A 22077-nucleotide genomic window follows, 5' to 3' on the forward strand; every position below is an offset into this window, starting at 1 on the left:
ATAAACGTCTAAATATCTCTGGTTATATCAAAATTTTCTAAGTATTCAGCTACTTTTTTTACGAATAGCCCTCCCATATACCCATCTATAACTCTATGATCGTATGAATGAGAGAGAAACACTTTGTGTCTGATGCCTATACTATCTCCCTGTGGGCTTTCTATCACTGATACTTTTTTAGATATTACCCCTGCAGCTAATATTGCCGCTTGAGGCTGATTTATTATAGGAGTCCCCATAATGTTACCGAAAGTTCCAATATTAGTGAACGTAAAAGTTCCGTTTTGAGTTTCAGCAGGGTTTAGATTACCACTTCTAGCTCTAGAAGCCAAGTCATTTACTTGTTCTATTAATCCAAGAAGATTGTATTTATTAGCATCTTTAATAACAGGGACAATTAAGTCGCCATTGTCTAAAGCAGTAGCTATCCCTATATTTATGTATTTTTTTTTGATAATAAAATCCCCCTCTATAGAGATATTGATCATAGGAAAATCTTCTATAGTTTTAGCTATAGCTTCTATGAAAATAGGTGTAAAAGTTATTTTTTCTTTCTTCTTTTTTTGAAAATCTTCTTTAACTCTATCTCTCCACATGACTATATTAGTCACATCTGCTTCTACAAAAGAGGTCACATGAGCTGATGTATTTATACTCCTGATCATATGTTCTGAAATGATCTTACGCGTATTGCTCATTTCTACAATCTCCTCATTTTCTCTAGCCAAACTAGTATTAAAACTTATTTCTTGAGCAGATATTACTTTGGGCTGATCATTTGTAGAATAAGATGTCTCTTTCTCCTCTACTATTTTTTGCCCTCTTTTTTTTATGTAATCTAAGACATCGTCTTTGGTAATTCTACCATTCTTACCTGATCCAATTATTCCTTGTATCTCATCTGTAGAGATATTTTCAGCCGCACACATACTTCTGACCAATGGAGATATGGATCTATATTCTGTTAAATCTGGAGCTATTGGATCCTTTATGGCTTGAGCTTCTTTTAGAATAACATCCTCAGATAATTCTAATAATTCCGAAGGGGCATGAGATAACTCTGAAGATTTACTGTTTTCTTCCTCTTGACTCTGAGGCTCATCAGTCTCTATAATAGCTATGACATCACCTACTCTTACAGTATCTTTTTTCTGAAAAAATATTTTACTCAACTTCCCAGATACTGGCGATGGAATCTCTGAATCTATTTTGTCGGTCGCTACTTCCAATACAGACTCTTCTGCATTTACATTTTCACCTACTTTTTTGAGCCAAACGCTAACGGTAGCTTCATCTATGCTCTCGCCCATTTTGGGCATTTTTAGCTGAAATTCAGACATAAGTAACTTTTAAACTACAAAGTTAGTAGTTTTTATTTTTCTGCATAAAAAAAACAACTTAGATTCGTTCAGTAATAAACGCTTGAGACCTCACTATATTAATGTACACTACTAGATATGTTTTTTAAATCTCTATCGAACAAATACAATCCCCCCTTATCATTTCCAATTAATCCTATCTTATCAAGGATCGTTTTTGCTAATGTCTCTTCCTCTACCTGCTCAGATACAAACCATTGTAAAAAGTTGTGGGTAGCGTAGTCTTTCTCTTGCAGACTTTTAAACACTAGTTCATTTATGTTTTCAGACACCTTAACTTCATGATCGTAAAGCATTTGGAATAAGTTATTTAGAGATTCAAAATCTTCTTGAGGAGCCTCTAAACTAGGAACAACTACTCCTCCGCCCCTTTCATTGATGTACTTTATGATTTTAAGCATATGCCCTCTTTCTTCTTCGGCATGTCCATACAAGAATGTAGAGACTCCTTCATACCCCTGTTCTTCAGCCCAACAAGCCATAGAAAGGTATATTTGAGATGCCATTGCTTCCATTTTTATTTGCTGATTCAAATCTTTTATGATGTTTTTAGATAACATAAACTACTCTTTTTTAAATATTAAAAAAAACCTGGGCGGACAAAAGTACAATTTTTAATGAAACATTAATATTCATTAAACAATTTGCTTTATAATCATAAATTTGAGCCCTTTACTTTTGAAGGCCTTTACCTATGTTTACTCAAACCCAAAGCGTGGTTTTAAACTCCTTGAAGTATACAGACAATAGAATTATTCTCAATTGTTATACGGAAAAATTAGGATTTAAGTCTTATTTGGTTAATCTGAATAATTACTTTAAAAAATCTTATTCCCAACCTCTGTCTCAGTTAAATCTAATAGTTTACAACAGGGGAAATAAATTAGAACACATAAGAGAAATAGTATCTCATCACATTTACGATAGCATCTATACCGATCCTAATAAGATTTCTGTAACCCTATTTTTATCTGAGATATTGACCATGACCATAACAGATGAATTTACAAATGAACCATTGTTCAAGTTTATTTCGAATTCTATTATGTGGTTCGATCAACTGACAGAACACCAAAATTTTTATTTATTTTTCATGAAAGAACTATTGAAATATATAGGAATATACCCTCTCATGTACGAAAATAATGATGAAGTATTTTTTGATATGAAAGAAGGCCGGTGTAGTTTAACGTGTCCAGATCACAATTTCTATTTGGAAAATGATGAATTATTCTTGTTTAATAAAATGTTAAAAATGGATAAATACTGCCGTACTGTTTTCACAACAAATGAAAAAAAGACACTTAACAAAATGCTCATATCTTACTACAAAGTAAATCTAGATAGATTTAAAACTCCCAATTCTTTGGAAATGATAGAGATGGGATTTTAATATTTTAGAAAAAATAGCAATGCTTATTTCTATTTTAATCGTCTTTTATTTTGAATGTTTATTTATAATTTAGCAAAAAAAATAAGAGATGAAAATAAATAATTCAACCATCAGCCCATTGATTCAAACTCTTGTAATTACTGGATTACTATTGAGTAGATTAGTTCCTCATCCGCCTAACTTTACCCCTGTATTTGCAGCAGCTCTTTTCTCTGGAACATACTTTTACAGTAAAAAATGGGCTTATTTATTCCCTTTGTTTATCGTGATAAGTTCTGATTTAATCATAAACTACATAACAAATGAATCCCTTATAATAAGAGCTAATCTAGTAACATACTTTTGTGTACTTCTAACTTCTTTTATGGGATCACTCATGAGATCTGGAACAACTCCTATCAAAGTCATTTTCTACTCTACGTTGAGTTCGGTTTGTTTTTTTATAATATCTAATTTTTTTGTTTGGTATTCTGGAAACCTATATCCACATAATATTGGAGGAATAACAGCCTGTTATGTAGCCGCCCTACCTTTTTTCAAAAACACATTGTTGAGTGGAGCTGTATATTCTTCTGTCTTTTACACCAGCTATTTTTATATCACAAATTATTTTCATATACCTAAAAAGCAGTAATTAAACATTCAAAAAATTCTTTTTAAGTCATATTGAACCAAAGAATTATCATTTTAAAAATCACTACCTTAGTCGGGCCAACACCTTGGGATAAATTGAAGTCGTTTTGCGCAGTTTTAATATTTAAAATCTTATTAAAATTTACAATACACTTTTTATTTACACTATTTATTTTAAATGAAAAAAATGCTTTTGAGATTTCTATATAACAATGTGAAAAGTATCGTAAATAATTACTTTAACAGAGCCGTTTTAACATTCATTGCCGCATGTTTATTTTCTTGTAACCAAGAGAAGAACATCCTAAATAAAAAATCTTCTTATTCACCAAATAGAGAAAAAGAGATCCTATCTTTTTATTTCAAAAAGGAAGACAACAAAACTAATTTAGTATCTAGAATAGGAAATTATGATATAGAAGGCAAAAGAGTGACTGACAATCAACAGAATTATATATATGCCGTTTTTCCCAGTGGAATGAATATTGGAAGCGCAAGTGACAGAACTCTTGTGCCAACTGTTGTCATTTCAGATAAGTCTAATGTAAGTCCTGCTGATAACGAACCTAAAGAATTCTTTAAGGTTAATGATCCTCAAATTTATACTGTAGAAGCAGAGGATAAGAGCACGAAAAGCTATAAAATATTAGCTTTGAAGTTCCCTGTAGCTTTTAGTTCAAGTGGAACATCCATACCAACTGAAAAAAATTCTTTTACTACCAAAGATATTGAAGCTACTACTGTGGATAATTTTAACGAAATAATAACCTTTGGCGATCCTACAAATCCTATTTTACCTCACGATACTCTTGACACTATAACCATAAACGGGATAGTTTTTAGTAAAACTCCAAATGGTATTAAAGAGACTGATATTACCATATTTCCAAAAGATATTTTGTTTACCAAAAAAGGAGATAAAAAAAATAATGCCAATAAATATGTCGGCGATATTATTGTTACTTCTATAATTAGGAATACTTCCTTTTCAAGGAAATACACACTTGAACTATACAAAAAAACGTTACCGCCGCCTTTGCCGACTTTACCAGAATCATCTGACGCTACAAAAGTCCAGTAGGAAGTTTTCCGATTATGTTTTGTTGATATAAAAAAAATAGGAAGAGTTGAAATATCGCATCTTCCTATTTTGCCCGAGAATATTTTTTTTTTAAAAAATATTTACTCAACTATTTAGTTTCCTCTTCTGACTCCCATATTTTATTAATTTCTTGATTTATACCTTTTTTATTTTCTCCAATTTTTTGTTCTAATTTTTGTATTTCCTTTTCTCTCTTTTGAATTGACTTTAATATTTTTTTCTGTTCTTCCATAGGAGGTAAAGGAATTTGAACCTTAGACAACTTAGATGAAGAGATGTACTTAGTAGTTTGAGTAGTAGAAATCTTAATTAAACTATCCTCTAAAGACTTAGCCGCATAGAATAAAAATTCTGGCAAAATTTTATCCTTATACTCATCTCTTATTATCAAAGCGTTTATTTGTTGATTCGTAGTTACTGGAACTTTAGCCAAAGCCACTTTCCCTATGGTAGCAGTACAAGATAGTAAAACCGTATTTACAGGAAGTAATTTTATAGTAGTCTCTTCTAAGGCTTTTTCTGTTATGGTTTGTTTGGTTTTATAAACCATTTCACCATTTTCTAAATCATTGAGAGTAAACCAACAAATGCTTCCGTTGTTCCAGTAAAATTCGTTTTTTCTCAAGGGTGTGGTTCCAGTGTGAATATGACATAAATCACCTAGCTTAATCAAAGGATAAGACGATAGATTTTTAGTTTCTCTGTACAAGCTGCCGACTAGGTTATAGTCATTATCCCTCACTTTATCTAGATCTATAATTTCAAAGCCCATTTCAAGAATATTATCCTGTAAAGATGGATTTTCATCTACTTTTTTAATATCTGAACTCTCTATTTTTTTTAGATCATTACTTCCTTTAATTTTTCTCTTGTGATTATCAAGAGTTACACCTATATTATTCGTATTGAAAAAGGAGAAATTTTCTTGATCATTATTCATATGAGCATCAGTAAAATACAAGATGTCTGTTTTAACCTCTGTGTATGGCAAGAAAGTCCCTTTAGGAAGAGAAATAACACTGTGTAATTTTGCCCTTGACAATAAAAACTTACGAACTTCAACACTATTCTTTCTAAATAAAAATCCCTCTGGAACCACCAATGCCATCCTTCCACCCTTTTTTAAAGCTCTAAGACAATGTAAAACACATGCAGCATCACCGCTATTTCTAGCTATCCCACTGTAGTAAAGAGGAGAGATATCATTTTCTATAATAGTTTTTCTGTCTTTGGTTATTTTTCTGCTTATATTAAGAGAAAAAGGAATACTGCTAACTACTAAATCAAATCTTTTAACCTTATCTATCTCCTTGCCTTTAAACATAGCCTTTTGCGTATAATCAGGCTTTTTAAGAGAATTAATCTGTTGTATATCGCTGTTTATATGACCATTTAAAATCATATTCATCTTTGCAATCCTAGAAATTTCAGTTATTTCCCTACCGTAAAAAGTGTCATTTTTCAGCATTTCTAAATCTAGTTCGTCTTTAATTATATTGTTCTTTTTTATGTAATTGAACGATTCAACTAGGAAACCTCCAGTACCGCAAAAAGGATCGTAAATTTTCTCTTTAAGTTTAGGAGCGACTAAATTTATCATAGTCTTTACAATATTTCTAGGCGTGAAATACTCTCTTAGATCACTTTCTATCAAGGTCGCTTTTTCCAAAAAATATTCAAAAACCTCTCCCTTTACATCCATACTGGAAGTAGAAAGAACTAGGGGATCGATAGCGTTTATTATATGTCTGAAATTATGAGTTTTTTTTATAGAAATCGGCTTGAAGATATCTTTACCATATTTATCTTCTACCTGTTTTAATACATAGCTATTTACGTAGTCTATAATGCGATCGTCTGGTTGGGATTTTATGGCATCCCATAGAGACTTCCTATCATCCTGATATAATAGCTTCAAAAACATAATATTTGAAAATTCTACAAATCTTTCAACCTCAGTTGTCAAACCTTCGCTTCTTAAAACTTCATTCAAATTTTTGAACTGATCTACAGATTCTTCTCTAGATTCTTTTACATACTGAGGAATTGTCCAAGCTTCATTACTATTTACCTTTAAAAATTCTAAAACTTCTTTTTCATTTATCACCCCTCTTACTTCTTTACCATTTAAAACGAGCTCTTTGTTATTAGGAACAAAACGAGCTTCACAATAAGAGCCATTCATAGCAAAAACCAAAGGCGCATCTAGAGCCTTTGCATACTCCATACCTCTTTTCAGTGCCAAATCAAGGTTTTTAGCACTTTTCTTAACCTCTATTACAGCTATTGGCTTATTAGTTCCTGTTTGATACAGTATACAATGGGGTTTTTTGTCTCCTAACTTCTGCTGTTGATCTAGATATGGTGGCTCAGAGAAATATACATTTTTCTCATACGCCTCACCCTCTATATTCCAACCATTATTTACTAAATTAGTACTTAGGATAGATTCTCTTTGTTTTTCTTTTAACATAATTTTTGATTTTAAAAAAGTTTATTGCTTTTACATTAGTAAGCGCAAATGTAATAATTATTATCTATACTTTTCGTCTAAAAAAGTAGCGTAACCTTTCTCCCCTTATATTTTTTTAAATAAACCTGAGTTCAATTAATATTTTTTCTCCCCGCTTAGCTAAACATAAACTACCTTAGTAGACTTAAAGTTAATCCATACTTAATAGTATTGAAATTATGAAAATATCTAATCTAAAAAAAACATCATTGCTCATATTGTCAGTTCTTTTTACATTTTCATGTGATAAGAAAAATATCATTCCCGATGATGAAAATTCTGGAAGCACAATTCCTAAAGAGATAATAAGTGTAAAGTTAAAGAAATCTCAAAATCCTCAAATAGGAGGTGTTGATATAAATGCTGAAGTCATTGAATCAAACGAACAAAAAATCTATATTTTATTATTGCCTCATGATGTAAATACTGATACTAAAGAATTTAAACCTACTGTTGAGATATCCCAAGGCACTACTATAAGCCCTGAGAGTGGGTCAGCTCAAGAGCTTGGAAAAATCGTTATTACTGAAAATGTTTTTGATTTATCACAATCAGGTGTAGAGTATACTGTTACAGCTGATCAAGACAGTTCAGTTAAAAAATATAGAGTTATAGCACTCAGAGCTCCTGATGCTATTGACCCTACTAAAACTTTAATTAAAGCTGATGAAAAGCTTTTATCTAATTCTGATGTTGCTACTCCAACTGTTGATAATTTAAGTCAAACAATAATATTTGGTTCTACAGATAATCCAAATCTAAAGAATAAACTTGCTGATGAGAATATTGAATTAGATATAACTATAGGATTTAATAGAATAATTCCAGATGGCGGTCAGGATACTTACAAAAATATCCCTTCCCCAACTACTCCAACTACAGTTTCTTTCAAAAAGAAAGAAGATGATGAAAATACTTATGAAGCCATTATTCCAGTCACTTATACAATAGAGGACAAAACCTTTATAAAAAATTATAAAGCTACTATATACAAAAAGTCTAATTCTAAAGTTAAAGAGGAACTTAGTACTTCTATAGCTACTGCTAACGATAAAATTGGAGAAGCTAATGCTACTGCTACTGCAGCCTCTGATATTGTTAAACCCTTAACTGATGATGTTAAGGCTATTGCTACTCAAGCTGTTGCTGATGCTAAGGTTGCTCTTCAGACTGCTACTACTGCTGTTGAGGCTGCTACTAAAGCTGTGACTGATGCTACTACTCCTGAAGCTTTAACTCAAGCTAAGACTAAAGTTGAAGAAACTAACCAAGCTGCTGAGGATGCTAAAACTAAGGCTGATGCTGCTAAGAGTGCTGCTGATGCCGCTAAGCTTGCTGCTGACACTAAAGTTCAGACTGATGCTATAGCTTCTGCTGAGAATACTGCTAATAACGCTAGTACAGTTGCTAATGCTGCTGAGACTCAAGCTAATGCTGCTGAGGCTCAAGCTAATGCTGCTGAGGCTCAAGCTAGTGCCGCTAATACTGTTACAGCTGCTACTCAAGCTTTGAAAAAAGCTAACGAAGCTCTTACTACTGCTAAGGCCGCTGTTCAAACTGCCACTGAAGCTGAAACAGCTATCCCTGATACAGCTACTGTAGCTAAGGGTAAAGCTACTCAAGCCAAAACTAAAGCTAACCAAGCTGTAACTAAAGCTGAAGGAGCTATTGCTACTATTGCTGAAAATGCTGCTAATAATGCTAGTACAGTTGCTGAAGCTGCTGAGACTCAAGCTAATGCCGCTAATACTGTTTCTCTTGCTTCTACAGCAGTGACTTCTGCTAAAACAGCTCTTGACACTGCTAAGTCTGCTGTTCAAACTGCCACTGAAGCTGAAACAGTTATCCCTGATACAGCTACTGTAGCTAAGGGTAAAGCTACTCAAGCCAAAACTAAAGCTAACCAAGCTGTAACTAAAGCTGAAGGAGCTATTGCTACTATTGCTGAAAATGCTGCTAATAATGCTAGTACAGTTGCTGAAGCTGCTGAGACTCAAGCTAATGCCGCTAATACTGTTTCTCTTGCTTCTACAGCAGTGACTTCTGCTAAAACAGCTCTTGACACTGCTAAGTCTGCTGTTCAAACTGCTACTACTGCTAAATCGGGTTTAACTGATGCAGCTACTCAGGATACTAAAAATAAAGCTACAGCAGCAGTTACTGCTACCACTGCTGCTGTAACCAAAGCTGAAGGAGCTATTGCTACTGCTGCTGAAAAAGCTGCTGAGAAAGCTGAAACTGATGCTACTGCTGCCACCACAGTTACTAATGCTAAAACTGCTCTTGCTGCTGCTACCCAAGCTGTTACTGTTGCTACTGAGGCTAAAATAGCTCTTGACGCTACTACCAATACTGATGCTAAAACTAAAGCTACCCAAGCTGTAACTAAAGCTGAAGGAGCTATTGCTACTCTTGCTGAGAATGCTGCTACTGATGCTGAGACTCAAGCCAATTCTGCTAAAAACACTACTGATGCTACTCAAGTTGATACAGCCACCACAAATGTAACTACTGCTAAAACTGCTCTTGCCACTGCTACCCAAGCTGTTACTGTTGCTACTGAGGCTGAAACAGCTATTATTGATGCTACTATTAAGGGCAGAGCTACCGCTGCTAAGAATAAAGCTACCCAATCTGTTACTACTGCTAAAGAAACTCTTAAAAAAGCTATTTTAGCTTTAGCTACTATAGCTGAAACTGCTGCTACCACAGCTAAGAATAACGCAGAAACAGCTGAGACTAATGCTAAGGATGCTAAGACTAAAGCTACTACAGCTGAGAGTGATGCTACTGAAGCTAAGAATAAAGCTACTACAGCTGAGACTAATACTACTTCTTTAGCTTCTGCTATTTCATCTATAAGTGGCGATTCTGTTGATGCTACTAACGCCGCTTCTGCTACTACAACAGCTAATAGTGCTGAGGCAGCTAAATCTGCTGCTGAAACTGCAGCTAATAGTGCTGAAGCAGCTAAATCTGCTGCTGAAACCGCTAAGGGATCTTCTGAAGATGCTGCCACTGAGGTTGGAAAAGTTAAAACCGCTATAGAAGCTTTAATCTCTGCTATAGCTGGCACTTCTATTGATGCTTCCGAAGCTAAAAGTAAAGCTGATACAGCTCAGGCTAAAGCTGAAGAAGCTGCTACCGCTGCTGGAGAGGCTAAAACTAAAGCTGAAGAAGCTGAAACTGCTGCTAATATGGCTAAAGAAAAAGCTGAAGAAATTAAGAAAAAAGCTGCTGAAGCTAAAGCTGAAGCTGAAAAAATTACAACTGGAAAATCTAAGTCTGATGCTGAAACTGCTGCTCAAAAAGCTAAAGATGCAGCTACTGCGGCTAAGGAAGCGACTACTCAAGCTGAGGCTAAGGCTACTGAGGCTAAAAGTGCTGCTACTCAAGCTGAGACTAAGGCTGATGCTGCTAAGGATGCTGCTGATCAGGCTAAAACCGCTATTGACGAAGCTAAAGCGGCTATTGAAGCTATTACTATTCTATAACATATGGATAGATTCAAAATATTTTAATTTTCAAAAAAGGGGTGTTTTTTATGCCCCTTTTTTAATGCCATAAAATCAAGGTTTTAGTAGGAGTCTACATCCATAAATAGCTTTATACTTTTGTGTTCTTGCCTCAAAGAAAAATCATAGAGAGACTCATTTATATACCTCTTGACCTTAGATATAGATTTTCCAATAGGAATCTTTATAATTATGTTTTTTATGTAATCGTTCTTTATCTTGGGAACTATATTGTATTGAGGTCCTAACATATCTTCCTTGAAAAAACTCCTTAAAATACCAGATATATAATCTGTAGATTTATTCAGTTTATCTCTATTAGGATGCTTAAAAACTATCTTTATAATCTTACAATAAGGAGGATAATTGTACTGTTTTCTCTCAGATAATTGATCATCCATAATTTCTTTATAATTATGAGGTAATAACGTCAGAGCACTGTTAGAAACATTAAACGACTGTATTATAACTTTTCCTCTTTTGTCCTTTCTACCTGCCCTGCCCGCTACTTGAGTTATGAGTTGATAAGCCCTTTCATAAGCCCTAAAATCTGGAAAATTAAATATAGAATCGATATTTAAAATTCCAACTAAAGAGACACTTTCAAAGTCTAATCCCTTGGCAACCATCTGAGTTCCTATTAAAATATCTATCTGCTTATTGCTAAATCTCTCTAATATATCCTCGAAAGATCTCCTTCTTCTAGTGGTATCATAATCCATCCTGTCTACAATCGCCTCTGGAAAAATCTGTTTTATCTGATTCTCCACCTGTTGAGTGCCCAATCCCTTAACTCCAACTTCTCTGCTGCCACATGAAATACATCTATCTGGTCTACTTATGACATAATCACAATAATGACAGTTTAATGTAGAGGAATATTTGTGATATGTCAAACTAACGTCACAGTTTACACATCGCATAGAAGTGCCGCAAATATCACATTCCATAATGGTAGAATATCCCCTTCTATTTTGAAACAAAATAACTTGCTCGCCTAGTTCTAAAACCCTCTTTATCTCTTTTAACATAAACAGAGAAAAAGCCCCTCTCATCTGTTTTTTTTCTGATTGTTCTCTTATACCTATTAGTTTTATTTCAGGCATCTCTATATTTCCATACCTAGTAGTCATCTCAACACAAGAATACTTGCCTTTTTTTACATTGAAGATAGTTTCTAAAGATGGTGTAGCAGAACCCAAAAGAATATTAGCTCCACACTTTTCAGCCAAGACAATAGCCATGTCTCTTGCATGATACCTAAGTATATTCTGCTGCTTGAATGAAGGATCGTGTTCTTCATCTACCACGATTAGCCCCAAGTCTTTGAAAGGCAAAAACAAAGCTGATCGAGTTCCCAATACAATTGAAGATTTTTTAGATGAAATACGAGTCCATATTTCAGCCTTTTCGTTATCTGTATACTTAGAGTGATAGACTATTAACTTTTCACCAAAAAAAACAGATAGCCTTTGAACTATTTGAACTGTCAAGGCTATCTCTGGAAGCAGATATAAAACCTGTTTGCCCTTAGATATAAATTCATTTATTAGATGAATATACACCTCTGTCTTTCCAGAAGAGGTAACTCCGTATAAGAAAGTAACTCTCTTACGAAAAAATTCAGATCTTATTTTAGATAATGCTATAGATTGCTCTTCACTTAATATAGATAATGGCTTTTCTCCTTTGGTAATTTCAAGTCTATCTGTCTGTAAATAGTAGGTTTGCAAAACCCTTTTTTTTTCTAGCTCTTTTAAAGATGTCATCTTTAGATGTCTTCCTAAAAGCTTGGCTACAGGCAACGGACTTTCAGACTTTAATTGAATAAACCTCATAAAGAGCTCTCTTTGCTTGGGGGCTTTCCCTATAATGCCATCTACTTTAGTATTGAGATTATCTATATCATGGCCTATATCTGGATGAATCCTAACGTATTTGACCATCTTAGGTTTGTACTTATCCTTTACTACATCTTCTACTTTTATGAGTTTTTTTTCTATTAAATTATTTATAATGGGAATTATATCCTTATTATTTAAAACTTTAGATAAATTATCTATGCTTAAAGCTCGGTAGTTCAAGGCTTTATAAACTGAAAGCTCATCATCGCTCATAATACTGAGATCTACTTCTAAATCCTTTTCTGTATCTTTTTCCTTAGTCACCAGAGTCTCATTTCCCAATCTGAATACTGAAGGCATAGCAACCCTAAAAACATCCCCTATGGGACACATATAATAACTGGATAACCAAAACCACAAATCTAATTGAAGAGAATCTATAATTGGATTGATATCTATAAAATGATGTACTCTCTTAGTTTTAAACAAAGACGGCTTTTCAACTCCTATCCTATAGATTATAGCTGTGTAGTAATTATTTCTGAATGGGACTATAACTCTTATTCCTATTTTTAATTTCTTCCTGTCATTGTCATCTACCTCATAAACATATAAATCTCTTAGGGGAAGCGGAACTATAACCTCTATAAATATTGACATACCTATGCCTTATGCATCTTTTTACTCCCCTTGTATATCTCGTATTTTGCCAATCTGCACTCTAGTTTTCCATTAAATAACTTTATCCTTTTAGAAGTCCTTAGGCCGAGATGCTTTAAACCTTTCAACTCTAACATGATCAACCAGGCGTGGACGTTTTCATATCCCTTTTTTAGAGTATCTCCTATCATCTTATAAAAACTCTCCACCTCTACGCTCAATCTCTCTCCATATGGAGGATTGAAAATCAATGTATAAAAAGAATCATCTTTTTTTTCTGACATGAAAAAGTCTTTTTTATAAACCTCTATATATCCGTCTAATAGAGCATTTCTAATATTAGAATTTGCTTTTTCTACTACATATTTACTTTTGTCATAACCTATTATCTTATGCTTTAGCTCCACCTCTTTGTTCAAGGCATGATCTTTTATTTTATCAAATAAATCTAAATCAAAATCATTCCATCTCTCAAAAGAAAATTCCTTTCTGTGAATATTTGCAGGAATATTCATAGCTATCATAGCTGCTTCTATCAAGAAGGTTCCAGAACCACACATTGGGTCCAAAAGAGGAGTATCCCCTTTCCAACGGGTTAGCAAGATAATCCCAGCTGCCAAAACCTCATTTATAGGAGCTGTTGTCGACTCTGTCTTATAGCCCCTCTTATGCAGAGATTCTCCAGAGCTATCCAATGATATAGTACAAGTTTCTTTGTGGAGATGAATATGTATTCTCAAATCAGGAGAATCTTTATCTACACTAGGTCGTCGACCTGTATTTTCTAAAAACCTATCTACTATAGCGTCTTTTGTCCTTTGAGAGAGATACTGAGTGTGACTAAAGGAAAAAGCTTCTGACAATACAGAATCGACCAGTATAGTATTATCTTCATTTATGTAATCTTCCCACACTATAGCTTTTACCTTCTTGTAAAAATCCCCCTCACTTCTAATCTTAAAAACACATATGGGCTTTAAAATCTTCAGAGCTGTTCTCAAGCATAAATTAGCTTTATACATGAAGCCTATATCTCCGTAAAAACTGACATTCCTAATGCCTACCTCTATATTAAAAGCTCCTAAGTTGCTCAATTCATCAGCTAATACATCCTCTAATCCATAGAGTGTCTTAGCTATCATTTTATAATTTTTCATAATTATATTGCCATTACTATTACTCATCCTTTAAAATGAGTAAATTTTTAAAATTCAAAGTATATGTTTTAAGTTCAGATTTTGGAGATTAAGGAACCTAGCTCTAATTTCAGTATAACTTTAACCAATAAAAAAATCAACTGCAAAGCTATATAAAGGCTTATCAAATACCTTTGACAGAACAAAATTAGGGTAATTTTGATTAACTATTGTAAATTGCGGCGTTTCAAATTTAAACCATCTCAATAGCACAATTTACCTGTGCTAAAATATTGAGTTGTTATAATTGATAGTCTTTTTGAAAAACACTTTAACTCTAAATATATTATGAAAATAGGTATTCCAAAAGAACTTAAAAACAATGAAAATAGAGTAGCTATGACTCCCTCTGGAATTATAGAATTACTAAAATACCAACATCAGGTATATGTACAGTCCTCAGCCGGGATTAACAGCGGAATTACAGATGAAGAATACATAAATGCAGGAGCTACAATATTGCCTACCATAGAAGATGTATATTCTAAATCAGATATGATAATAAAGGTAAAAGAACCTATTGAATACGAATATCCCTTGGTAAAAGAGAATCAATTGTTGTTTACTTACTTTCATTTTGCATCTTCCAAATCTCTTTTAGATGCCATGATAAAAAGTAATTCTGTCTGTTTGGCCTATGAAACTGTAGAAAAGTCCGACAGAAGTTTACCTCTACTCGCTCCCATGTCTGAAATAGCAGGGAGAATGGCAGCTCAACAAGGAGCTAAGTATTTGGAAAAACCTCTCAAAGGAAAAGGGATGTTATTAGGTGGAGTGCCTGGAGTAAAGCCAGCAAAAGTACTGGTATTAGGCGGTGGAATAGTAGGAACTCAAGCGGCAAAAATAGCAGCTGGCTTTGGAGCTAACGTAACTATCATGGATATTTCTTTAGAGAGACTGAGAAGATTAGAAGAAATTTTACCAGCAAATGTGTTTACTGAAATGTCTAATAAGTACAATATTGAAAAAAATATAAAAACATCTGATCTTATCATAGGAGCTGTTTTAACCCCAGGAGCTAAAGCACCTCACTTAATAACTAGAGATATGCTAAAACAAATGAGACCTAAAACGGTAATAGTCGACGTATCGGTAGATCAAGGGGGATGTATAGAAACTGGTTCTCCTACAACACACGAAGATCCAATATTTATAATAGATGATATAATCCACTATTGTGTGACTAATATGCCAGGAGCCGTTCCATATACCTCAACAATAGCACTGACTAATGCTACTTTACCTTATATTATACAATTGGCAAATAAAAATTGGAAAGATGCCTGCAAGGAAAATAAAGAATTAAAAAAAGGATTAAATGTAATAAAAGGGGAAATAGTATATGAAGCAGTATCCCAAGCATTTAATATGCCTTATAGCAATGTAGAAAACTTTTTGTAGATGTACTTCATAGATACTCATTCGCATTTATATCTTGAACAATTTGATCTAGATAGGGATGAAATAATTGATAGAAGTATAAAAGCTGGTATTCATAAAATATATTTACCGTCTATATCTGGTGATTATATAGATAAAATGCTTTCACTAGAAAATAGATATCCAAATAACTGCTTTGCCATGATAGGACTGCATCCCTGTTATGTAAAAGATGATGTAGATAAAGAATTAGATATAGTAAGAAAATGGCTATTAGATAGGGATTTCATAGCCATAGGAGAGATAGGGATGGATAAACATTGGGATACCACTTATATAAAAGAGCAGGAAAGGGCTTTTATCGAACAGATAAGATTGGCTAAAGAGATAAATAAACCCATTGTCATACACTGTAGAGAGGCTTTTGATGAAATCTTCAAAGTCTTAGATAAAGAAAGTGATAATAGATTAAAAGGCGTTTTTCATTGTTTTTCTGGAAACTTAGAACAAGCTCAAAGAGTTTTATCATACGGATTAAAAATAGGCATAGGAGGTATAGTGACATTTAAAAACGGTGGACTAGATAAATTTTTAGATAAAATACCAATAGAAAACATAGTATTAGAAACAGACTCTCCCTATTTAGCACCAAACCCATATAGGGGAAAGAGAAATGAAACCTGTTATCTAATAGAAATAGCTAATAAAGTAGCTTCATTGTATAGTCTACCTATAGAGGAAGTTATGAATATAACTAGAGAAAACAGTGAACAGTTATTTCAACCAAACGACAATATAAAATGAGGATAGATATAATTACAGCTATACCTCAATTATTAGATAGTTTTTTTGGAAACTCTATAATTAAGAGGGCCATAGATAAGAAAATAGTTGAGATAAAGATCCACAATTTAAGGGATTATTCTAATAATAAATACAAGCAAATAGACGACTATCAATTTGGAGGAGGATCTGGAATGGTTCTAATGATAGAGCCCATAGACAAGTGCATAGATATGTTAAAAAGCCAGAGAGAATACGATGAAATAATATATATGACTCCTGATGCAAAAATTCTAGAACAGTCTATGTGTAATAAATTATCTATTAAAAAAAATATAATAATACTGTGTGGTCATTATAAAGGAATAGATCAAAGAATAAGAGATAATATTATCACCTTGGAGATTTCTATAGGAAATTTTGTGTTGTCTGGAGGAGAATTAGCGGCTGCTATTTTAACAGACAGCATAGTTAGGTTAATTCCTAATGTGTTGGGAGATGGCACCTCTGCTCTTAGCGATTCATTTCAAGACGGTTTGTTATCAGCACCAATATATACTCGTCCATCTGAATACAAAGGACAAAAAGTTCCCGAAATATTACTATCGGGAGATCAAAAAAAAATAGATGAATGGAGAACCTCCAAATCTATAGAAAGAACTAAAATCCTAAGACCCGAATTACTAAAAGACGATTAATATAATTTATACAGACACTATCGTGAAAAGCATCTGTATAAATAAAAAATCACCTAAACTCAGACTCTTCATCAGAGATGATTCCCAAGGCCTCATATATATAGTCGAAAGTAGATAACAACCTAGGCTCTCCATCTATTATGGCTACATTGTGCTCAAAATGAGCAGACATGCTCCCATCTAATGTTTTTATAGTCCAGTCATCTATGGATTTTATCTTATGAGTTCCCATATTTATCATAGGCTCTATGGCTATGACCATTCCCTCTTTTATCTTTTTGCCCTTTCCCCTTCTCCCGTAGTTGGGAACTTGAGGATCTTCGTGCATCTCCCTGCCTAGGCCATGCCCTACTAATTCTCTAACTACTCCATAACCATTTTTTTCACAATGACCTTGAATCGCAAAACCTAAATCTCCTATTCTATTTCCAACTCTGAATTCCCTGATCCCTAAATACAGAGATTCTTTGGTTACCTCAATCAGATGTTTTACATCTGATGATACCTCCCCTACTTGAAAAGTATAAGCGTGATCTCCATAAAAACCATTCTTTAAAACACCACAATCTACAGATAAGATATCACCTTCTTTTAAAAAATTATTATTTGGAACACCGTGAACAACCTGATCGTTAGGAGAAACACATAGAGTATTTGGAAAGTCATACAAGCCTAAAAAACCCGGAATAGCCCCGTGATCCCTAATAAACTCTTGTGCTAATTTATCTAAGTGTAAAGTAGTCTGCCCTGGCCTTATCTCTTTGGCTAACATCCCTAAAGTTTTTGAAACTATTAGAGCACTCTCCCTCATCAACTCTATTTCAGAAGGAGTCTTTATACTAATCATAATTAAATCAAAATATAATTTGAAATCAAAAAAATACTACCTAAAATAATTAGGAGACTCTGCAGTGATTGTAACATTATGGGGATGACTCTCATGAAGACCTGATGGAGTTATTTTTACAAATTTCGCATTTTTGAGATCTGATATACATCTAGCTCCACAATAACCCATACCCGCTCTAAGACCTCCTATAAATTGATGTATTGTCTCTCTTAGAGCTCCCTTATAAGGCACCCTTCCAACTATTCCCTCTGGAACTAATTTTTTATTATCGTATTCAAAGGCTTGAAAATATCTGTCTTTGGATCCATCTCTCATAGCCTCTAAAGACCCCATTCCTCTGTATATTTTATATTTTCTACCTTCGTATATTGTAGTCTGCCCTGGAGACTCGTTAGTCCCCGCCAATAATGATCCTAACATAACTGTATCAGCACCTGCAGCGATTGCCTTGGTTATATCTCCAGTATGACGAATACCTCCATCTCCAATAACTGGAACCCCAGTGCCTTTTAAAGCATTAGCCACTTCCATTATAGCAGATAATTGAGGATATCCAACCCCACTAACCACACGCGTAGTACATATAGAGCCCGGACCGATTCCCACCTTTATAGCATCAGCTCCTAGTTCGAGCAAATACCTGGCTCCCTCTGCAGTAGCTACATTACCCACTATCACATCCATATCTGGGAACTTAGTCTTTACCTGATCTAAAACTGAAGCTACGCCCTTTGTATGCCCATGAGCAGTATCTATAACGCATACATCTACACCTGCATTCCTAAGAGCAGTAACTCGATCTAAAACATCCTCTGTAACCCCTACCGCTGCCGCAACTAACAACCTTCCATACTTATCCTTACTAGCAAGAGGATTTACCTCTAACTTATCTATGTCCCTAAAAGTAATTAGACCTTTTAGTTTTCCAGACTCCGATACTACAGGCAATTTTTCTATCTTGTATTTCTCTAGTATTGATCCAGCTTTTTTTAGGGAAGTATTCTCTTGAGTAGTAATTATGTTTTCAGAGGTCATAACCTTTGTAATAGGGCAGTTCATATCACTTTCAAACCTCAAATCCCTATTAGTAACTATACCTATAAGAGTCATATCTTTCTCTACTATGGGGATGCCTCCAATATTATATTCTTTCATTAATTTTTTAGCATCTCCAACAATAGCATTCTTCTCTAAGGTTATAGGGTCTAGTATCATTCCCGATTCCGACCTCTTTACCTTCCTAACTTTCTCCGCCTGATCCTCTATGGACATATTTTTATGAAGCACTCCTATACCCCCTTCCCTCGCTATTGATATGGCCATACTAGACTCAGTAACAGTATCCATAGCAGCAGAGACTATGGGTATGTTTAATTTTACATTTTTGGTAAAATACGTCTCAGTATTTACCTCACTGGGTAAAATATCCGAATATGCTGGAATCATAAGAACATCGTCATAAGCTAAGCCTTCTCTTAGTATTTTTTTATCATTTTCTGAAATTGCTGACATATTTCTTTTTTTTAATTTTGTTACTTAGCGTGGGTGACACGCAAAAATAATTTTTAATTTTGTTAAAATAAAATTCTAGCTTTACCACTATCTACTAGATCTATAATTGTATATCACTCAATAATATGGCTTCAATATTTACTCGTATAATAAAAGGAGAATTAAACTCGTTTAAGATATTTGAAGATGATGACTATTTTGCTTTTTTAGATGCCTTCCCCGTAACTAAAGGACATACTTTAGTGGTTCCTAAAAAGGAAGTCGATTATTTATTCGACTTGGATGACAAGACATATATAGGTTTAATGCTCATCTCTAAGAAAATAGCCGTAGCCATGAAAAAAGTTATCCCCTGTAAAAAAATATCCATAATAGTTCAAGGACTTGAAGTGCCCCATGCACATGTACATCTAATACCTTTTAATAAACAGTCTGATCTAAATTTCTCCAATAAAATACCTGTCACAGATATTGATTTCAAAAAAATTTCTGAAGAAATTTCATCAAACATGCCCCATGCACATGTACATCTAATACCTTTTAATAAACAGTCTGATCTAAATTTCTCCAATAAAATACCTGTCACAGATATTGATTTCAAAAAAATTTCTGAAGAAATTTCATCAAACATAAAATAAATAACTTATAACCTTGATTTTAATAAAAAAATCTCTTTAAAGAACTTATGGGAGATATATTATATATCCTTAAAAATTATATAATTCTCTGGATTTACAGGATAATTATTGAGCCACAATTCAAAGTTGAGATATACCTCATCTGACAAAGCATTTACAATTCCAGAACTAGCTATTATTTCACCCGTTTCTACAAAATCGCCTCGCTCTTTCTTTAAAACAACATTGTTCCTGTATATAGAAATAAAATTTTGTTTGTGTTTTATAACAATAATAAAGCCATTTTCTAAAGTCCAATCAGTTAATAAAACAACTCCATCAGCTACTGATTTTACAGGAGAATTAGCCTCACAGGATATACTTACGTAAGGACTATTTTTAATATCATATTTTTTTATGACATTTCCCTTTATAGGAGAAAAAAATACTATATCGCTATATTTTCCCTCATCTTTAAAAAGATTATACTGATCGCTAATTTCTACTTCTTTTCTAAATTCTAATTCTCCTTCTTTTATAGACAAATCTATATTATTGGACATTTGTTTTTTTAATTCTTGTTCATCTATCTCACTATCTATTTCTATAGAATCTTTTAAGATTTTCTTTATACTGTTAATGTAATTAGTATTTAGTGAGACCTCTTTATCCAAAAAATCTATTTTTTCTATTGTAGAAAAAGCTTTTCGTCTAATTCCTCCTGAATCATAACCTGGTATATATTCCTTAAGATTAGTAAAAGCTATAAATATAGAAGTTATAGATACTATAAGTATTACAGAAATAAAACAAAGTAACAAAACATATAAAGGCTTTATTTTTATAGAAATCCTCTCCTTTAGAGTATCCCCATTTACAACTGAAAATATGTAGGGATGTAGGATTTTTTTTAAAAATATCTTTAATTTATTACTTATCACTAGTAACTATATAAATACCTCTCTCTATAAAAAGAGATATATTTAATTTGGAAAGATTTAAAAAAAAAATACTCTTCAAAAAAAAACAATGAAGAGTACAATTTATAAGCTCCCCCTCTTGGGCTCGAACCAAGGACCCTCTGATTAACAGTCAGATGCTCTAACCAACTGAGCTAAGGAGGAATAATATTTTTAAATTAAAATCACTGATTCCCTAAAATTATCGGCATACCAGACTTTCCAGCCCCTATTACAATCACCTTTGAATTATTAGACTCAGATAATTTTAAAGTCGCCTCAATTCCTTTCTCAGTAAGAATCTTATCAGTCAAAGACTCATTCAATATACGATTTGCCTTAGCTTTACCCTCAGCATATATCCTCTGACGCTCTGCTTCTTGTCTCGCTTTGGATAATTTAAACTCATACTCTAAAGACTCTTGCTCTTGCCTTAACTTATTTTCTATAGCAGACTTTATCGCTGGAGGAAGAGTAACATCCCTAATCAATATCTTATTTAACTGAACATACTGACCGTCTAGAATAACTTTAGTATCGTCATATATTTCATCTTGGATATCATCTCTCTTAACAGAATAAATCTGTTCAGGAGTATAACGACCTATAACGCTACGAGTAGCAGATCTTATAGACGGCTTTATCACTCTATCGAGATAATTCATCCCCTTCTCCTTATGCAAAAGAGGAAGATTTTTAAAATGCGGCTGATACCAACAAGAAATATCTAAAGTTATTTGTAACCCATTAGAAGATAAAACAACCATCTTATCCAACACCTCCTGTTGCCTAACTTCATAGATAAACATCTCATTCCAAGGAGCTATAAAATGAAACCCCTCACTATAAGTTGTACTAACATCTACCCCATCAGAAAACTTACGAAACAAGACCCCAGCTTCACCAGACTTTATAGTAACTGTCATCTTAGACCAAAAGATTGTTACAAAAATTACAACTGCACCGAGTAAAAATAAAACCTTTTTTATTCCAGAAGGAATATTCACAATCTGATCCCTGTTATAGTTATTCATACTAACGTAT

At 33.5% G+C, this 22077-nt stretch carries 17 protein-coding genes and 1 tRNA gene; 8 read left to right on the top strand and 10 right to left on the bottom strand.

All coding sequences use genetic code 11. The features are described from left to right. Positions 1–8: 8 nt before the first annotated feature. The gene (locus JBKA6_RS07070; RefSeq protein WP_096687199.1) at positions 9–1340 is read right to left on the bottom strand and encodes a dihydrolipoamide acetyltransferase family protein; all 1332 of its coding nucleotides are present in this window, start codon (positions 1338–1340) and stop codon (positions 9–11) included. A gap of 98 nt (positions 1341–1438) precedes the next feature. Then, positions 1439–1939, bottom strand: a complete 501-nt coding sequence (locus JBKA6_RS07075; RefSeq protein WP_096687201.1) for a ferritin — start codon at positions 1937–1939, stop codon at positions 1439–1441. A 134-nt stretch (positions 1940–2073) separates the two neighbouring features. On the opposite strand from JBKA6_RS07075, the gene recO reads away from it, so the two are divergent. The 3 genes from recO to JBKA6_RS07090 all read left to right on the top strand — a co-directional run bounded on the left by recO (position 2074) and on the right by JBKA6_RS07090 (position 4486). Beyond that, positions 2074–2772: a DNA repair protein RecO gene (gene recO / locus JBKA6_RS07080; RefSeq protein ID WP_096687203.1), complete on the top strand. Its 699-nt coding sequence runs from the start codon at positions 2074–2076 to the stop codon at positions 2770–2772. 88 nt (positions 2773–2860) lie between these two features. Further along, positions 2861–3406 carry a DUF6580 family putative transport protein gene (locus tag JBKA6_RS07085; RefSeq protein ID WP_096687205.1) on the top strand — a complete coding sequence of 182 codons (546 nt, stop codon included), beginning with the start codon at positions 2861–2863 and terminating at the stop codon, positions 3404–3406. A 213-nt stretch (positions 3407–3619) separates the two neighbouring features. Continuing rightward, positions 3620–4486 (top strand): hypothetical protein, encoded by an 867-nt coding sequence (locus tag JBKA6_RS07090; protein WP_157777001.1) that lies wholly within the window; start codon positions 3620–3622, stop codon positions 4484–4486. Between the two features lie 109 nt (positions 4487–4595). Here the strand turns inward: JBKA6_RS07090 and JBKA6_RS07095 are convergent, their stop codons facing one another. Then, the gene (locus JBKA6_RS07095; protein WP_096687209.1) at positions 4596–6980 is read right to left on the bottom strand and encodes an N-6 DNA methylase; all 2385 of its coding nucleotides are present in this window, start codon (positions 6978–6980) and stop codon (positions 4596–4598) included. Between the two features lie 218 nt (positions 6981–7198). On the opposite strand from JBKA6_RS07095, the gene JBKA6_RS07670 reads away from it, so the two are divergent. Next, positions 7199–10513, top strand: coding sequence for a hypothetical protein (locus JBKA6_RS07670; protein WP_157777002.1), 3315 nt, complete (start codon positions 7199–7201; stop codon positions 10511–10513). 83 nt (positions 10514–10596) lie between these two features. On the opposite strand, the gene priA is transcribed toward JBKA6_RS07670, so the two are convergent. Together priA and JBKA6_RS07110 are read right to left on the bottom strand one after the other, a co-directional pair. Further along, a complete protein-coding gene (gene priA, locus JBKA6_RS07105) occupies positions 10597–13038 on the bottom strand; it encodes a replication restart helicase PriA (RefSeq protein WP_096687211.1) in 2442 nt (813 codons plus the stop codon). 2 nt (positions 13039–13040) lie between these two features. Continuing rightward, positions 13041–14198: a THUMP domain-containing class I SAM-dependent RNA methyltransferase gene (locus tag JBKA6_RS07110; RefSeq protein WP_096687418.1), complete on the bottom strand. Its 1158-nt coding sequence runs from the start codon at positions 14196–14198 to the stop codon at positions 13041–13043. Positions 14199–14522: 324 nt separating this feature from the next. On the opposite strand from JBKA6_RS07110, the gene ald reads away from it, so the two are divergent. Genes ald through trmD form a run of 3 tightly spaced genes read left to right on the top strand, consistent with a single transcriptional unit; the run spans position 14523 to position 17095 of the window. Then, complete coding sequence (gene ald / locus JBKA6_RS07115; RefSeq protein WP_096687213.1) at positions 14523–15635, top strand: alanine dehydrogenase; 1113 nt, start codon at positions 14523–14525, stop codon at positions 15633–15635. Next, positions 15636–16418: a TatD family hydrolase gene (locus JBKA6_RS07120; protein WP_096687215.1), complete on the top strand. Its 783-nt coding sequence runs from the start codon at positions 15636–15638 to the stop codon at positions 16416–16418. It abuts the gene before it with no gap. Continuing rightward, positions 16415–17095, top strand: coding sequence for a tRNA (guanosine(37)-N1)-methyltransferase TrmD (gene trmD / locus JBKA6_RS07125; protein WP_096687217.1), 681 nt, complete (start codon positions 16415–16417; stop codon positions 17093–17095). The genes JBKA6_RS07120 and trmD overlap by 4 nt, the downstream gene beginning before the upstream one ends. A gap of 49 nt (positions 17096–17144) precedes the next feature. Here trmD and map read toward each other — a convergent pair whose 3' ends face one another. Next, positions 17145–17942 (bottom strand): type I methionyl aminopeptidase, encoded by a 798-nt coding sequence (gene map, locus JBKA6_RS07130; RefSeq protein WP_096687219.1) that lies wholly within the window; start codon positions 17940–17942, stop codon positions 17145–17147. Between the two features lie 36 nt (positions 17943–17978). Next, complete coding sequence (gene guaB / locus JBKA6_RS07135; RefSeq protein WP_172843120.1) at positions 17979–19457, bottom strand: IMP dehydrogenase; 1479 nt, start codon at positions 19455–19457, stop codon at positions 17979–17981. Between the two features lie 125 nt (positions 19458–19582). Here guaB and JBKA6_RS07140 point away from each other — a divergent pair, with 125 nt between their 5' ends. Next, on the top strand, positions 19583–20095 hold the full coding sequence (locus JBKA6_RS07140) for an HIT family protein (protein ID WP_096687221.1): 513 nt from the start codon (positions 19583–19585) through the stop codon (positions 20093–20095). Between the two features lie 59 nt (positions 20096–20154). Here the strand turns inward: JBKA6_RS07140 and JBKA6_RS07145 are convergent, their stop codons facing one another. The 3 genes from JBKA6_RS07145 to JBKA6_RS07155 all read right to left on the bottom strand — a co-directional run bounded on the left by JBKA6_RS07145 (position 20155) and on the right by JBKA6_RS07155 (position 22067). After that, the gene (locus JBKA6_RS07145; protein WP_096687223.1) at positions 20155–21015 is read right to left on the bottom strand and encodes a murein hydrolase activator EnvC family protein; all 861 of its coding nucleotides are present in this window, start codon (positions 21013–21015) and stop codon (positions 20155–20157) included. A 109-nt stretch (positions 21016–21124) separates the two neighbouring features. Continuing rightward, positions 21125–21198, bottom strand: a tRNA-Asn gene (locus tag JBKA6_RS07150). Positions 21199–21218: 20 nt separating this feature from the next. After that, positions 21219–22067 carry a prohibitin family protein gene (locus tag JBKA6_RS07155; protein ID WP_096687225.1) on the bottom strand — a complete coding sequence of 283 codons (849 nt, stop codon included), beginning with the start codon at positions 22065–22067 and terminating at the stop codon, positions 21219–21221. Positions 22068–22077: the final 10 nt, after the last annotated feature.

Origin of the sequence: Ichthyobacterium seriolicida (genome assembly GCF_002369955.1) — a bacterium.
GTDB classification, from domain to species: Bacteria; Bacteroidota; Bacteroidia; order Flavobacteriales; family Ichthyobacteriaceae; genus Ichthyobacterium; species Ichthyobacterium seriolicida.